At 73.0% G+C, this 15399-nt stretch carries 13 protein-coding genes; all 13 read right to left on the bottom strand.

Annotated features, from left to right (window positions below; all coding sequences use genetic code 11):
* A partial coding sequence (locus HCJ92_RS01590; RefSeq protein WP_476718356.1) for a primosomal protein N' family DNA-binding protein occupies nt 1-722 on the bottom strand: 722 nt, incomplete at its 3' end.
* 144 nt (nt 723-866) lie between these two features.
* A complete protein-coding gene (gene metK / locus HCJ92_RS01585; RefSeq protein WP_167931533.1) occupies nt 867-2075 on the bottom strand; it encodes a methionine adenosyltransferase in 1209 nt (402 codons plus the stop codon).
* Between the two features lie 223 nt (nt 2076-2298).
* Nucleotides 2299-3546 (bottom strand): bifunctional phosphopantothenoylcysteine decarboxylase/phosphopantothenate--cysteine ligase CoaBC, encoded by a 1248-nt coding sequence (coaBC, locus tag HCJ92_RS01580; protein WP_167931532.1) that lies wholly within the window; start codon nt 3544-3546, stop codon nt 2299-2301.
* Nucleotides 3547-3764: 218 nt separating this feature from the next.
* The gene (rpoZ, locus tag HCJ92_RS01575) at nt 3765-4037 is read right to left on the bottom strand and encodes a DNA-directed RNA polymerase subunit omega (RefSeq protein WP_103504618.1); all 273 of its coding nucleotides are present in this window, start codon (nt 4035-4037) and stop codon (nt 3765-3767) included.
* Between the two features lie 105 nt (nt 4038-4142).
* Nucleotides 4143-4739: a guanylate kinase gene (gene gmk / locus HCJ92_RS01570; RefSeq protein ID WP_167931531.1), complete on the bottom strand. Its 597-nt coding sequence runs from the start codon at nt 4737-4739 to the stop codon at nt 4143-4145.
* Between the two features lie 62 nt (nt 4740-4801).
* Complete coding sequence (locus HCJ92_RS01565; RefSeq protein WP_167931530.1) at nt 4802-5125, bottom strand: integration host factor; 324 nt, start codon at nt 5123-5125, stop codon at nt 4802-4804.
* Nucleotides 5126-5810: 685 nt separating this feature from the next.
* Nucleotides 5811-6731: an orotidine-5'-phosphate decarboxylase gene (gene pyrF, locus HCJ92_RS01560; protein ID WP_167931529.1), complete on the bottom strand. Its 921-nt coding sequence runs from the start codon at nt 6729-6731 to the stop codon at nt 5811-5813.
* On the bottom strand, nt 6728-7930 hold the full coding sequence (locus HCJ92_RS01555) for a quinone-dependent dihydroorotate dehydrogenase (protein WP_167931528.1): 1203 nt from the start codon (nt 7928-7930) through the stop codon (nt 6728-6730). The genes pyrF and HCJ92_RS01555 overlap by 4 nt, the downstream gene beginning before the upstream one ends.
* 12 nt (nt 7931-7942) lie before the next feature.
* A complete protein-coding gene (gene carB / locus HCJ92_RS01550; RefSeq protein WP_167931527.1) occupies nt 7943-11266 on the bottom strand; it encodes a carbamoyl-phosphate synthase large subunit in 3324 nt (1107 codons plus the stop codon).
* Nucleotides 11259-12389 carry a glutamine-hydrolyzing carbamoyl-phosphate synthase small subunit gene (gene carA, locus HCJ92_RS01545; protein ID WP_338053963.1) on the bottom strand — a complete coding sequence of 377 codons (1131 nt, stop codon included), beginning with the start codon at nt 12387-12389 and terminating at the stop codon, nt 11259-11261. The genes carB and carA overlap by 8 nt, the downstream gene beginning before the upstream one ends.
* Nucleotides 12386-13024, bottom strand: coding sequence for a PH-like domain-containing protein (locus HCJ92_RS01540; RefSeq protein WP_245240469.1), 639 nt, complete (start codon nt 13022-13024; stop codon nt 12386-12388). Before HCJ92_RS01540 ends, carA begins: the two co-directional genes overlap by 4 nt.
* A gap of 5 nt (nt 13025-13029) precedes the next feature.
* Nucleotides 13030-14322 (bottom strand): dihydroorotase, encoded by a 1293-nt coding sequence (locus tag HCJ92_RS01535; RefSeq protein WP_167931526.1) that lies wholly within the window; start codon nt 14320-14322, stop codon nt 13030-13032.
* Nucleotides 14319-15368 carry an aspartate carbamoyltransferase catalytic subunit gene (locus HCJ92_RS01530; RefSeq protein WP_167931525.1) on the bottom strand — a complete coding sequence of 350 codons (1050 nt, stop codon included), beginning with the start codon at nt 15366-15368 and terminating at the stop codon, nt 14319-14321. The genes HCJ92_RS01535 and HCJ92_RS01530 overlap by 4 nt, the downstream gene beginning before the upstream one ends.
* Nucleotides 15369-15399: the final 31 nt, after the last annotated feature.

Genomic DNA, 15399 nt, shown 5'->3' with positions numbered 1-15399 from the left:
GAGCGGCCGTCGGGCAGGACGGCGAGCGCGCCGCGGCCACCGGCGAGGGTCGCGGCGATCGCGCGCGCCAGTTCGTCCGGCCAGCCGGGACCGGGGAGGGCGCTCCACACCGCCCGGGGGGCGCGGCCGGCGGTGAGTGCGCTGAGGTAGGCGGCGCCGTCACGGTAGTCTGCCCAGCCGCCGGGCTCCGGGGGCTCCGGGCGGGGACCGGGGGGCGGGGACGCGGCGCGTTCGGCGCGCGCCATCCGGGGCGGGACGGCGAGCTGCACGACGTCGGCGAGCGAGCCCGCGTAGCGGTCGGCCACCGACCGGCAGAGCGCCAGCAGTTCCGGGGTGAGGACCGGTTCCGGGGAGAGGACCTGCGCGAGGGGCGCGAGGGTGCCGGGGAAGTCGCTGCGAGCGACCCGCTCCACGACGAAGCCGTTGATGAGGCCGCCACCCTCGCGGCGGCCCCCGCGTTCCCCGGCTCCGAACCGGACCCGGACGCGGACGCCGGGCTGGGCGTCGGCGTCGAGCGCCTCGGGGACGGCGTAGTCGAAGAGGCGGTCCAGGTGGAGCTGTCCCTTGTCCACCAGGACACGCGCCACGGGGAGCTCCGCGGCCGGTGGCGCGCCGCGCCAGGTCCGGGGCCGCGCCCTCGGCTGCTTACCGGCGCCCGGCCCCGCTCCGCCGAGCAGCGCCAGCTGCTCGGGGCCCTCCTGCTGGTCGCGCGCGGTACTCACCCCGTCAGTGAACCAGACCCCGGGGACAGCGGGTGTCATCCACCCCTACACCGTCGGCCACGGTCACGGCCCTGACGCCGTGTGCCCCCGGCCGCCAGAACTGAGAGCGGGGGCCGGGGGCACACGGGGTGGCGCGGATCCGGGTCAGACGCCGGCGGCGGCGCGCAACTGCTCGGTACGGTCGGTGCGCTCCCAGGTGAAGTCGGGGAGCGCGCGGCCGAAGTGCCCGTAGGCGGCGGTCTGCGCGTAGATCGGGCGCAGCAGGTCCAGGGCTCGGATTATGGCGGCGGGCCGCAGGTCGAAGACCTCGCGGATGGCACTCTCGATGCGCTCCACGTCGACCCGGTGGGTGCCGAAGGTCTCCACGAAGAGCCCGACCGGCTCGGCCTTGCCGATGGCGTAGGCGACCTGGACCTCGCAGCGGGTGGCGAGCCCGGCGGCGACGACGTTCTTGGCGACCCAGCGCATGGCGTAGGCGGCGGAGCGGTCGACCTTGGAGGGGTCCTTGCCCGAGAAGGCGCCGCCACCGTGCCGGGCCATGCCGCCGTAGGTGTCGATGATGATCTTGCGGCCGGTCAGGCCGGCGTCGCCCATGGGGCCGCCGATCTCGAAACGGCCGGTCGGGTTGACCAGCAGCCGGTAGTTGTCGGTATCGAGCTTGATGCCGTCCGCGACGAGCGCCTTGAGCTCCGGCTCGACCACGAACTCCCGGATGTCGGGGGTGAGCAGCGAGTCGAGGTCGATGTCGGAGGCGTGCTGGCTGGAGACGACCACGGTGTCGAGCCGCACCGGCTTGTCGCCGTCGTACTCGATGGTGACCTGGGTCTTGCCGTCGGGCCGCAGGTAGGGAACGGTGCCGTTCTTGCGGGCGTCCGTGAGCCGCTGCGAGAGGCGGTGGGCGAGGTGGATGGGGAGCGGCATCAGCTCGGGGGTCTCGTCGCAGGCGTACCCGAACATCAGCCCCTGGTCGCCGGCGCCCTGCCGGTCGAGCGCGTCGTCCTCGCCCTCGACCCGGGCCTCGTAGGCGGTGTCCACGCCCTGGGCGATGTCCGGGGACTGCGCGCCGATCGAGACGGAGACGCCGCAGGAAGCGCCGTCGAACCCCTTCTTGGAGGAGTCGTAGCCGATCTCGAGGATCTTCGACCGAACCAGGCCCGCGATGGGGGCGTATGCCTTGGTGGTCACCTCACCGGCGACGTGGACCAGGCCGGTGGTGATCAGCGTCTCGACGGCGACCCGCGAGGACGGGTCCTCCTTCAGGAGCGCGTCGAGGATGGAGTCGCTGATCTGGTCAGCGATCTTGTCCGGGTGACCCTCGGTCACCGACTCCGAGGTGAAAAGACGGCGCGACACATCGCTCCCTGGGGTTGCAGCGGCTGCTGGCTCTGTCGGCGAACGGCGGGCACACAGGGCCACGCCGCTCGTCGGCAGTGTATCGGGCAGGTACACCACGTGGCCACGGCGTTCGCATACTGGGCGATTCAGTTCCGGTGCGGTTCGTGTCCTGGCAGCTTTCAGCCCTGATCAGTTCGGATCTGCGCGCTTCGCGTCTTGATCGCGGCTTGACGGCTGCTGTTCAACCCGCGGCCGGTTCGACCCGCGGCGGTTCCGCGACCACCGCGTCCCAGACGGCGTCGGCGAGATCCTCCTTGGGACCGTAGGGGACGTGCCGTTCGCCCCCGCGCGTGTCGAGGACGACCGCCTCGTTGTCCTCGGTGCCGAACGCACGCCCGCCGCCGACCTCGTTGACGACCAGGAGGTCGCAGCCCTTGCGGACCAGTTTGGCGCGGCCCGACGCCAGTGCGTCCTCCGTCTCGGCGGCGAACCCCACGACCACCGCGGCCCGCCCGCCGTGCCGGGCCGCGAGACCGGCGAGGATGTCGGGGTTGCGCTCCAGCACAACGGGCTCCGGCTCGACCCCGTCGCGCTTCTTGATCTTCCCGGTGGCGACCCGTGCCGGCCGGAAGTCCGCGACGGCTGCCGCCATCACCACCACGTCCGCCCCGCTCGCCGCCCCGGTCATCGCCTCGCGCAGCTCCTCCGTGGTGGAGACCGGCACCACCGTCGCCCCGGCCGGGTCCGGCAGCGCGGTGTTGGCCGCCACCAGGGTGACGCGCGCGCCGCGCGCCACCGCGGTACGGGCCAGGGCGTACCCCTGCTTGCCGGAGGACTGGTTGCCGAGGAACCGCACCGGGTCCAGCGGTTCACGCGTGCCGCCCGCGCTGATCACGACATGCCGCCCGGCGAGGTCCTGCTCGAAAGCCCGCTCCCCCCGTGCCAGCACGCGGCGGCAGACGGCGAAGATCTCGGCGGGGTCGGGCAGCCGGCCCTTGCCCGTGTCGGCGCCCGTCAGCCTGCCGCTCGCGGGTTCGATGACGACGGCGCCCCGGGAGCGCAGCAGCGCCACGTTGTCGCGGGTCGCCGGGTGCTCCCACATCTCGGTGTGCATGGCGGGGGCGAACACCACCGGGCAGCGGGCGGTCAGCAGGGTGTTGGTCAACAGGTCGTCCGCACGGCCGTGGGCGGCGCGCGCCAGGACGTCGGCGGTGGCGGGGGCCACCACGACGAGGTCGGCGCGCTGGCCGATCCGCACGTGCGGCACCTCGTGCGCGTCCTCCCAGACGGTGTGCGACGCACGGCGGCCCGAGAGGGCGGCCCATGTCGCCTCGCCGACGAAGTGCAGCGCGGAGGCGGTGGGTGCCACCGTGACGGCGTGACCGGACTCGGTGAACCGCCGCAGCAGCTCGCACGCCTTGTAGGCGGCGATCCCGCCGCCCACGCCCAGCACGATCTCGGGACGACCGGTCCCGGGGCTCCGCGTCACAGCTCTCCTCCCACGGGGCGCACCTCGGCACGCCCGCCACCGTCACCGTCCGCCGTCGCGCCGCCGGCGGGCGACGCGCTCGGACCCAGGGGGCCAGGGTATGCCGCGGCGCCGCCGCCCGGGAGGCCGGGAAGCGGGCGGCACCGCGCCCCGGGACGCCGAAGGGGCCCGGCCGCCTCTCGGCCGCCGGGCCCCTTCACCACGTCTCTTCCGCGCGGTCAGTCCGCGGGACCCTCGATCGCCTCGGCGGTGAGGAGGCCCGCGTTGATCTCGCGCAGGGCGATGGAGAGCGGCTTCTCGTGGACGTGGGTGTCCACCAGCGGGCCGACGTACTCCAGCAGGCCCTCGCCGAGCTGCGAGTAGTACGCGTTGACCTGGCGGGCGCGCTTGGCGGCGTAGATGACCAGGCTGTACTTGGAGTCCGTGGCCTCGAGCAGCTCATCGATCGGAGGATTGATGATGCCCTCGGGCGTGGCGATGGAAGAGGACACGCTCTGCCTTCCGGTGGTGGGGTGCGAACGATGCCGGTCGGGCGGACGGGCCGACCGAGCGGCAGGTACCGGGCCCGGCTGCGGCGACGCGCGATGACGTGACGTTCAGGACGTACGCGTCAAGGCTAGCAGCTCGGCCGCCACCTGCTCGACGGAGGTGTTCACCAGGGTGTGGTCGAACTCGGACTCCGCGGCGAGCTCGGTGCGCGCGGCCGTCAGGCGGCGCTCGATGACCTCCGGCGCCTCGGTGCCCCTGCCGGTCAGCCGCCGGACCAGCTCCTCCCAGCTCGGGGGCGCCAGGAACACCAGCCCGGCCTCGGGCATGGACTCCCGGACCTGCCGGGCGCCCTGGAGATCGATCTCCAGCAGTACCGGCTCACCCGCCGCCAGCCGCTCCAGCACCGCGTTGCGCGGGGTGCCGTAGCGGTTGCCGGCGAACTCGGCCCACTCCAGCAGCTCACCGTTGGCGACGAGCTTGTCGAACTCGCCGTCGTCCACGAAGAAGTACTGGACGCCGTGGCGCTCACCAGGCCGGGGACTGCGGGTGGTGGCCGACACCGAGAGCCAGATCTCGGGATGGGCCTGTCGCATGTGCGCGACGACCGTGCTCTTGCCGACCCCGGAGGGGCCGGAGAGAACGGTCAGCCGCGGACGACCGGGGGGAACCGCGGGGGGCGTCCCCCCGGAGACAACCTCACTCATGCGGTGATTATCCCGCCCGGGCGCGCGGCGGGGAAATCCGTGTCCGCCGCGCGCCTCGGAGATCAGGAGGAGGCGCTTCCGAACTCGCGCTCCAGGGACGCGATCTGGTTGGAGCCCAGCCCGCCGACCCGACGGCTCTCGGAGATGCCGAGCCGTTCCATGATCTGCTTGGCGCGGACCTTGCCGACGCCCGGCATCGACTCCAGCAGCGCGGAGACCTTCATCTTGCCGATGACCTTGTTCTCCTGGCCCTGCTTGATGACCTCGTGCAGCGAGGCACCGGAGTGCTTGAGCCGATTCTTGACCTCGGCGCGCTCCCGGCGAGCCGCGGCGGCCTTCTCGAGCGCGGCTGCGCGCTGTTCAGGGGTAAGGGGCGGAAGAGCCACGCCTACGTCACCTCAGGTATCGAACGGTCGGATGGGATACGGGAGCGGACACGGAAGCCCCACGACCCGGCACGCTGCGGAGCCGGTCACGGGGCATCGGGCTCCGCTCTCGACGGAGACTAGCGGGCAAGTGGCCGTGAGTCAGCGAGATCAACCGAAAACTCCAGGTCAGCTGTTGGGACTCCGGACATTTGCACTGATACCACCTCGGCGCACGGCATCTCGCGGCTGCGGTTCCGGAACTCGCGAGAGACGGCCCGCGGAGCGCGCGCCGGTCGTGCGCTCCCCCTGTGACCTGCGACGCCGCACACTGCGCCACACGGCCGACTCCACGATCACACGTTCGAAGAGGTACCACGAACGGGAACGTGGTGATTTGGTGGACATCCGGTGCAACGGTCATGGAAGCGGGTCACAGCCCCCCGAGCGGGGCTCCTGGAGCCCGAAAACCGTGGAAGGACGGCTGGATCGCAACGGTCCCCTGTCCGGGTCGGCGCCGGTCGGAGGGCCGGCAGGACGCGCTCCGAGGCCGTACCCGACCCGCTCGCCGTCTCCCCCGTCCCGCCGTGCAGCGCGGGTCCGCCTACCGCTCGACAGCGGCGGACGGCCCGGCGCGCGACACGTCCGCGCCCCTCCGCAGCGGGCGGCGGGGCGCGGACGCGGTGCCCGAGAGGGGCCGGCGGGGTCAGCCGATGACGGCGGCCAGCTCGCCGATCCAGCGGTCGGTGGCGGACCGCAGCGCGCCGCGGTCGGGACCGTGGCGCAGCACGTCCCTGCTGACGCTCGGCAGCGCCGCCGGGAGCGCGGGCCCCAGGAGGGCGGGAAGGTCCTCCGGACGGGCGCCCTGCGCGCCGAGCCCGGGCAGCAGCAGCGGACCGCCGATGTCCAGGTCCGCGTGGGTCAGTCCGCCGTCACCGCCGTCACCCTCGTGGGCGCCGACACCGCCGGGGACACCGGCGAGGGTCGCGCCGACGACGGCGCCGAAGGAGCCGAACGGCGACCCGGCGGCGGTCGCCGCGTTCTCGCGCGCCAGCCGCGCGAGCACGTCGGCGGCGACACCCCGGCCGTCGGCGCACCGGGCCCGCTGCAGCGGGCCGCCCTCGGGGTTGGAGGTCCGTGCGAGCACGAACACGCCGGAGCCGGAGGCCCGCGCCAGGTCCAGCGCCGGCCGCAGTGCCTCGAACCCCAGGTAGGGCGAGAGGGTCACGGCGTCGGAGAACAGCGGCGCGGCGGGGTCGAGGTACGCGTCCGCGTAGGCGCCCATGGTGGAGCCGATGTCGCCGCGCTTGACGTCCAGCAGGACCAGCGCGCCCGCCGCCCGGAAGTCGGCCACGGTCCGCTCCAGCACGGCGATCCCGCGGGAGCCGAAGCGCTCGAAGAACGCAGACTGCGGCTTGACCACCGCGACCTTGTCGGCGAGTGCCTCGGTGACGGTGCCGCAGAAGCGCTCCAGCCCGCCGATGTCCTCGCCGAGTCCCCATTCCCGCAGCAGGCCGGCGTGCGGGTCCACGCCGACGCACAGCGGGCCGCGGGCGGCGGTGGCGGCCCGCAGTCGCTCGCCGAAGGGCGTGGCGGCGGGGCGCGGCGGGGCGGGCGTCTCGGTCACGGGGTGCCCGCCTTCCGGTTGTCGGCGCCGACCGCGTCGGCCAGCGTCCGGTAGGGGCTCTGCCGCAATCGCTCCGCCAGCCCTCGGCGCACCGCGCGCGGCCAGAAGGGCCCGCGGTAGATGTAGGAGCTGTACCCCTGGACGAGGGTCGCCCCCGCGAGGATGCGTTCCCAGGCGTCGTCGGCGGTCTCGATGCCGCCGACCCCCACCAGGGTGAGGCGGTCGCCCGTGCGGGCATGGAGGCGCCGCAGCACCTCCAGGGAACGGTCGCGCACCGGCGCGCCGGAGAGGCCGCCCGCCCCGATCTCCGCGACGCGGCCGGCCGGGGTGGCCAGGCCGGTGCGGGCGATCGTGGTGTTGGTGGCGATAATGCCGTCCAGCCCCAGTTCGAGGGCTAGGTCGGCGACGGCGTCGACGTCCTCGTCGGCGAGGTCGGGGGCGATCTTCACCAGCAGCGGCACGCGCCGCCCGCCCGGCCCGCCCACCCGGTCCGCCGCCGCCCGGACGGCCGAGAGCAGCGGACGCAGGTGCTCGGTGGCCTGGAGGTTCCGCAGGCCCGGCGTGTTGGGCGAGCTGACGTTGACCACGAGGTACCCCGCATGGGGGGCGAGGCGCTCGGTGGAGGTGACGTAGTCGGCCGCGGCCTCCGCCTCGGGAACGGCCTTGGTCTTGCCGATGTTGACGCCGAGCCGGGCGTCGAAGGCCGGTCGACGGTCCGCGAGGCGGCGGGCCACCACCGCGGAGCCGTCGTTGTTGAAGCCCATCCGGTTGACCAGCGCGCGGTCGTCGGGGAGGCGGAACAGCCGCGGCGCGGGGTTGCCTGGCTGCCCCTCGCCGGTGACGGTGCCGACCTCGACGAAGTCGAAGCCGGCCATGGTCAGGGCGTCGATGCCGGTGGCGTTCTTGTCGAACCCCGCGGCGAGCCCCAGCGGCCCGGGCAGGTCCAGACCGAGCGCCCGCACCCGCAGTTCGGCCGGGCGGGGGGCGAGGATGCGGGAGACGGCACGGCGGACCAGCGGCACCCGGGCGACGGCACGCATCGCGCCGAAGGCCAGGTGGTGGGCGCGTTCGGGGTCCATCCGGCGGAACACGGTGCGGAAGAGCAGCCGGTAGCCGGGGTGGGCGGTGGCGCGGTCGCCGCCCCGCGCCACGGCGGGTGCCGTGGTGCGGGGGGCGCCTGCGCCCGGTGGGGTGGGCATGGGCGGTCCTTCTCAGCTCTGGGCGCGCGCGGCGTTGAGGTGCTGGGCGTGCTCCTGGAGGGAGCGGACGCCGACCTCGTCGCGGGCGAGGGCATCGATGCCCTGGACCGCGGCGGACAGCGCCTGGACGGTGGTCAGGCACGGCACACCGCGCGAGACCGCCGCGGTGCGGATGTCGTAGCCGTCGAGCCGGCCGCCGGTGCCGTACGGCGTGTTGACGATCAGGTCGACCTGGCCGGCGTGGATGAGCTGGACGATGGTCGGCTCGCCGTTCGGGCCCTCCCCCTCGTTGTGCTTCCGCACCGAGGTCACCTCGACGCCGTTGCGGCGCAGCACCTCCGCGGTGCCGGAGGTCGCCAGCAGTTCGAAGCCGTGCTCCCGGAGCGTCCGCGCGGGGAAGATCATCGCGCGCTTGTCCCGGTTGGCGACCGAGACGAAGGCGCGGCCCTTGGTGGGCAGCGCGCCGTAGGCGGCGGCCTGCGACTTGGCGTAGGCGGTGCCGAAGACGGCGTCGATGCCCATGACCTCACCGGTGGAGCGCATCTCGGGGCCGAGGACGGTGTCCACGCCGCGACCGTGGGTGTCACGGAAGCGGCTCCACGGCATCACGGCCTCCTTGACGGAGATCGGCGCGTCCAGCGGCAGGGTCCCGCCGTCGCCGGTGGCGGGCAGCATCCCCTCGGCCCGCAGTTCGGCGACGGTGGCACCCAGCGAGATCCGGGCAGCGGCCTTCGCCAACGGCACCGCCGTAGCCTTGGAGGTGAAGGGGACGGTCCGCGAGGCGCGCGGGTTGGCCTCCAGGACGTAGAGGATGTCCCCCGCCATGGCGAACTGGATGTTGATCAGTCCGCGTACGCCCACACCGCGGGCGATCGCCTCGGTGGAGGCGCGCAGCCGCTTGATGTCGTGGCCGCCGAGGGTCATCGGCGGCAGGGCGCACGCCGAGTCCCCGGAGTGGATGCCGGCCTCCTCGATGTGCTCCATGACGCCGCCGAGGTAGAGCTCCTCGCCGTCGTAGAGGGCGTCCACGTCGATCTCGATGGCGTCGTCGAGGAACCGGTCGACGAGGACCGGGTGGTCGGCGACGAGACCCGCGTGCTGCTCCAGGTAGGCGGCGAGCGCCTCCTCGTCGTAGACGATCTGCATGCCGCGCCCGCCCAGGACGTACGAGGGGCGGACCATGACCGGGTAGCCGATGCCGGCGGCGATGTCGCGGGCCTCGGGGTAGGAGAAGGCGGTGCCGTACTTGGGCGCGGGAAGACCGGCCTCGGCGAGGACCCGGCCGAAGGCGCCGCGGTCCTCCGCGGCGTGGATGGCCTCGGGCGGGGTGCCCACGATGGGGACCCCGTTGTCCTTGAGCGCCTGGGCCAGGCCCAGCGGGGTCTGGCCGCCGAGCTGGACGACGACGCCCGCCACGGGGCCCGCCAGGGTCTCGGCGTGGACGATCTCCAGCACGTCCTCCAGGGTGAGCGGCTCGAAGTACAGCCGGTCGGAGGTGTCGTAGTCGGTGGAGACGGTCTCCGGGTTGCAGTTGACCATCACCGTCTCGTAGCCCGCCTCGCTCAGCGCGAAGGAGGCGTGGACGCAGGAGTAGTCGAACTCGATGCCCTGGCCGATGCGGTTGGGCCCGGAGCCGAGGATGATCACGGCGGGCTTCTCGCGCGGCGAGACCTCGGTCTCCTCCTCGTAGGAGGAGTAGAAGTACGGCGTGCGGGCGGCGAACTCGGCGGCGCAGGTGTCGACCGTCTTGTAGACCGGGCGGATGTCCAGGGCGTGCCGGACCTCGCGCACCACGTCCTCGCGCAGGCCGCGCATCTCGGCGATCTGGGCGTCGGAGAAGCCGTGGCGCTTGGCGTGGCGCAGCAGCTCCGGCTCCAGCCGCTCGGCGTCGGCGACCTCGGTGGCGACCTCGTTCACCAGGAACAGCTGGTCGATGAACCAGGGGTCGATCCGGGTGGCGGCGAAGACCTGCTCCTGGGTGGCCCCCGCGCGGATGGCGCGCATCACGGTGTGGACGCGGCCGTCGGTGGGGACGGCCGCGGCGCGCAGCAGCGCCTCGCACTCGTCCGCGCCGCGCGTGGTGCGGGAGAAGTCGAACTGCGACCCCTTCTGCTCCAGGGACCGCAGCGCCTTGTTGAACGCCTCGGTGAAGTTGCGGCCGAAGGCCATGGCCTCGCCGACCGACTTCATGGTGGTGGTCAGCGTGGGGTCGGCGCCGGGGAACTTCTCGAAGGCGAACCGGGGGACCTTGACGACGACGTAGTCCAGCGAGGGTTCGAAGGAGGCCGGGGTCTTCTCGGTGATGTCGTTGGGGATCTCGTCCAGCGTGTAGCCGATGGCGAGCTTCGCGGCGATCTTGGCGATCGGGAAGCCGGTGGCCTTGGAGGCCAGCGCGGAGGAGCGGGAGACCCGGGGGTTCATCTCGATGACGACGACGCGGCCGTCCTCGGGGTCGACCGCGAACTGGATGTTGCAGCCGCCGGTGTCGACGCCGACCTCGCGGATGACCTCGATACCGATGTCGCGCAGCACCTGGTACTCGCGGTCGGTGAGCGTCATCGCCGGCGCGACGGTGATGGAATCGCCGGTGTGGACGCCCATGGGGTCGAAGTTCTCGATGGAGCAGACGACCACGACGTTGTCGTGCTTGTCGCGCATCAGCTCCAGCTCGTACTCCTTCCAGCCCAGGATGGACTCCTCCAGGAGCACCTCGGTGGTCGGGGAGAGCGCGAGTCCCTGGCCGGCGATGCGGCGCAGGTCCTCCTCGTCGTGGGCGAAGCCGGAGCCGGCGCCGCCCATGGTGAAGGAGGGCCGGACGACGACGGGGAAACCGCCCAGGCCCTCGACCCCGGCGAGCACGTCGTCCATGGTGTGGCAGATGACGGAGCGGGCGGACTCGCCGTGGCCGATACGGGCGTTGACCGCCGCGACGACCTCCTTGAACAGCTGGCGGTCCTCGCCCTTGCGGATCGCCTCGACGTCGGCGCCGATGAGTTCCACGCCGTGGCGTTCCAGGGCGCCTGACTCGAAGAGCGAGATCGCGGTGTTGAGCGCGGTCTGGCCGCCGAGTGTGGGAAGCAGCGCGTCGGGGCGCTCCTTGGCGATGATCTTCTCGACGAACTCGGGGGTGATCGGCTCGACGTAGGTGGCGTCGGCGATCTCCGGGTCGGTCATGATCGTCGCCGGGTTGGAGTTGACCAGGACGACCCGCAGGCCCTCGGCCTTGAGTACCCGGCACGCCTGGGTCCCGGAGTAGTCGAACTCGGCGGCCTGGCCGATGACGATCGGGCCGGAGCCGATGACCAGGACGGACTGGATATCGGTGCGCTTAGGCACGCTGGTCCTCCATCAGGGAGACGAAGCGGTCGAACAGGTAGGCCGCGTCGTGCGGGCCGGCCGCCGCCTCGGGGTGGTACTGGACACTGAACGCGGGACGGTCCAGCAGGCGCAGCCCCTCGACGACGTCGTCGTTGAGGCAGACGTGGGAGACCTCGGCCCGGCCGTACGGCGTGTCGCTGACGCGGTTCAGCGGGGCGTCCACGGCGAAGCCGTGGTTGTGGGCGGTGACCTCGACCTTGCCGGTGGCGCGGTCCTTGACCGGCTGGTTGATGCCGCGGTGGCCGTACTTCAGCTTGAAGGTGCCGAAACCGAGGGCGCGGCCGAGGATCTGGTTGCCGAAGCAGATGCCGAACAGCGGGGTGGAACGTTCCAGCACGCCGCGCATCAGTGCCACGGGGTGGTCGGCGGTGGCGGGGTCGCCGGGGCCGTTGGAGAAGAACACGCCGTCGGGGTCGAGGGCGTAGATCTGCTCCGGTGTGGTGGTGGCCGGCAGGACGTGGACCTCGATGCCGCGCTCCGCCATCCGCTGCGGGGTCATGCCCTTGATGCCGAGGTCGATCGCGGCGACGGTGTACTTCTTCTCGCCGATCGCGGGCACCGTGTACGGCTCGGTGGTCGAGACCTCGGCGGCGAGATCGGCGCCTGCCATCTGCGGCGCGGAGCGCACCCGCTCCAGCAGGACGGCGTGGTCGGCGAGCGCGTCGCCGGAGAAGATGCCGACGCGCATGGCGCCGCGCTCCCGCAGGTGGCGGGTGAGGGCGCGGGTGTCCACGCCGCTGATGCCGACGACGCCCTGGGCGGCGAGTTCCTCGCCGAGGCCGCGGCTGGCGCGCCAGTTGGAGTGGCGGCGGGCGGGGTCGCGGACGACGTAGCCGGCGACCCAGATCCGGCGGGACTCGGGGTCCTCGTCGTTGACGCCGGTGTTGCCGATGTGCGGGGCGGTCATGACGACCACCTGGCGGTGGTAGGAGGGGTCGGTCAGCGTCTCCTGGTAGCCGGTCATGCCGGTGGAGAAGACGGCCTCGCCGAGGGTCTGGCCGACGGCGCCGTAGGAGCGGCCCGCGAACGTGCGGCCGTCCTCCAGGACGAGTGTGGCGGGGGACGCGGGTACGGAGGTCACGATGCGCCTTCCTGGTGGTGCGGGAGCGCGGCTCCGTCGCCGGCGCGGGAGGTGTCGGCGGAGGAGGTGGCGGCGGGGGTACCGGTGGTGGCGACGGACGCGGCGTTGATCGCCTCCACCCAGGCGGGGTGCTCGCCGGCCTGGTCGAACCGGAAGCCGGAGTCGAGCTGTCGGCCGCCGTGCTCCCAGGTGATGACGAGCAGGCCGCCCTCAGTGAGGACCTTGCCTGCGATGGCCTTGTCCAGCCTGGCCCCGTGGAGTCGGGCGGTGGGCACGAAGAACGAGCTGGCGCCGGGCCGGTCGACCAGCAGACCCTCGTCGGTGAGGCTGAGGTCGGCGCGGCTGCGGGTGCCCAGGCCGCGGGCGATGATGCGGTCCAGCCACTGACCGGCCGTGGTCGAGCCGTGGTAGCGGCCCGTGGCGGCGAGGTGGACGACGCCGGTCGCGGCCGGCACCTGCGGCAGCGGCGGCAGGTCGCCCTGCGCCTCACCGCGGCGCTGCCAGGCTCGCCGCATCAGCCAGTAGAGGAGCACGACCACGAGGATCATGCCGATCGTCCAGCTGATGTAGCCGGGCCAGTTGATCTCGGGCCGTTCGACGGCGAGGCGGGTGGGGGCGGCGACCGCCGCGTTCAGGGTGGTCACGCCAGCTCACCGTCCACCAGCGTCGCGCGCCCGCGCAGGAAGGTGTGGGTGACCCGGCCCGGCAGCTCGCGACCGCGGTAGGGCGTGTTGCGGCTGCGCGAGGCGAAGGCGGTGGGATCCACCGGCTGCCGGTGCGCCGGGTCGACGAGGGTCAGGTTGGCGGGCTCGCCCACCGCCACCGGCCGGCCGTGGCCTTCGAGACGGCCGATGGCCGCGGGCCGGTGGGACATGCGGTCGGCGACGCCGGCCCAGTCCAGCAGGCCGGTGTCGACCATGGTGTGCTGCACCACGGACAGGGCGGTCTCCAGACCGACCATGCCCATGGCGGCGGCGCCCCACTCGCAGTCCTTGTCCTCCTGCGGGTGGGGGGCGTGGTCCGTGGCGACGCAGTCGATGGTGCCGTCGGCGAGGGCCTCCCGCAGGGCGAGGACGTCCTCCTCGGTCCGCAGCGGCGGGTTCACCTTGTAGACGGGGTCGTAGGAGCGGACCAGTTCGTCGGTGAGCAGCAGGTGGTGCGGGGTGACCTCGGCGGTGACGTCCCAGCCCTTGGACTTGGCCCAGCGCACGATGTCGACCGACCCCGCGGTGGAGAGGTGGCAGATGTGGACCCGCGAGCCGACGTGCGCGGCGAGCAGCACGTCGCGGGCGATGATCGACTCCTCGGCGACCGCGGGCCAGCCGGTGAGGCCCAGCTCGGCGGAGACCGCGCCCTCGTTCATCTGGGCGCCCTCGGTGAGGCGCGGTTCCTGGGCGTGCTGGGCGATGACGCCGTCGAAGGCCTTCACGTACTCCAGCGCCCGGCGCATGATCACGGCGTCGTCGACGCACTTGCCGTCGTCGGAGAAGACCCGGACGCCGGCGGCGGACTCGTGCATCGCGCCGAGCTCGGCGAGCTTGGCTCCCTCCAGCCCGACGGTGACCGCACCGACGGGCTGCACGTCGCAGTAGCCGGACTCCCGGCCCAGCCGCCAGACCTGCTCGACCACGCCCGCGGTGTCGGCCACCGGGAAGGTGTTGGCCATGGCGTGCACGGCGGTGAACCCGCCGGAGGCGGCGGCGCGCGTGCCGGTCAGGACGGTCTCGGAGTCCTCGCGGCCCGGCTCGCGCAGGTGGGTGTGGAGGTCGACCAGTCCCGGGAGGAGGACCTGCCCGGCGGCCTCGACGACACGGGCGTCACCGGCGTCGAGCGCGGTGCCCACAGCGGCGATGACGCCGCCCTCGACGAGGACGTCCCGCTCCTCACCGCCGAGCACGCGGGCGCCGCGGATCAGGGTCTTGGCTTCGGTCACTGGTTCTCCTCGGCTTCCCCGGCGGCGCCGGGTGCGGTGGCGGTGGGTGCGGTGTTGGTGGGAGCGGCGGCGGGCGCGGCTGCCGTGGGCGGCGCGGGACTCGCGGGGGCCCCGCCGAGCAGCAGGTACAGCACCGCCATCCGGACCGAGACGCCGTTGGTGACCTGTTCCACAGCGGTGCAGCGCGGCGAGTCGGCGACCTCGGCGGTGATCTCCATGCCGCGGTTCATCGGACCCGGGTGCAGCACGACGGCGTGCTCGGGCATGGCGGCCATCCGCTCGCCGTTCAGGCCGTAGCGGCGGGCGTACTCCCGCTCGGTCGGGAAGTAGGCGGCGGTCATCCGCTCACGCTGGACGCGCAGCATCATGACCGCGTCGGTGCTGGGGAGGACCGCGTCGAGGTCGTAGGAGACCGCGCACGGCCAGCCCTCGGAGCCGATCGGGATCAGGGTGGGCGGGGCCACCACGGTGACCTCGGCTCCCAGCGTCGTCAGCAGGAGGACGTTGGAGCGGGCGACCCTGCTGTGCAGTATGTCGCCGACGATGGTGATGTGACGCCCTGTCAGATCTCGGCCGACCCCGTCACCACCACCGGCCAGTCGGTGACGCAGCGTGAACGCGTCGAGCAGCGCCTGGGTGGGGTGCTCGTGGGTCCCGTCGCCCGCGTTGACGACGCTGCCGCCGATCCAGCCGGAGGTGGCCAGCCGGTGCGGCGCCCCGGAGTCGTGATGCCGGATGACGACCGCGTCGGCACCCATGGCCTCCAGCGTGAGGGCGGTGTCCTTCAGGGACTCGCCCTTGGAGACGGAGGAGCCCTTGGCGGAGAAGTTGATGACGTCCGCGGAGAGCCGCTTGGCGGCGGCCTCGAAGGAGATGCGGGTCCGGGTGGAGTCCTCGAAGAACAGGTTCACCACGGTGCGACCGCGGAGCGTCGGGAGCTTCTTGATCGGCCGGTCGGCGAGCCGGGCCAGTTCCTGCGCGGTGTCCAGGACCATCACCGCGTCGTCGCGGGTGAGGTCGGCGGCCGAGATGAGGTGGTGCTTCATCTGTTGCCAGGGGCCTTCCGTGGAGATTCGG

The sequence above is a fragment of the Streptomyces spiramenti genome, from assembly GCF_012034385.1.
Lineage (GTDB): Bacteria > Actinomycetota > Actinomycetes > Streptomycetales > Streptomycetaceae > Streptomyces > Streptomyces spiramenti.
This window is presented reverse-complemented; position numbering and strand designations above follow the sequence as displayed.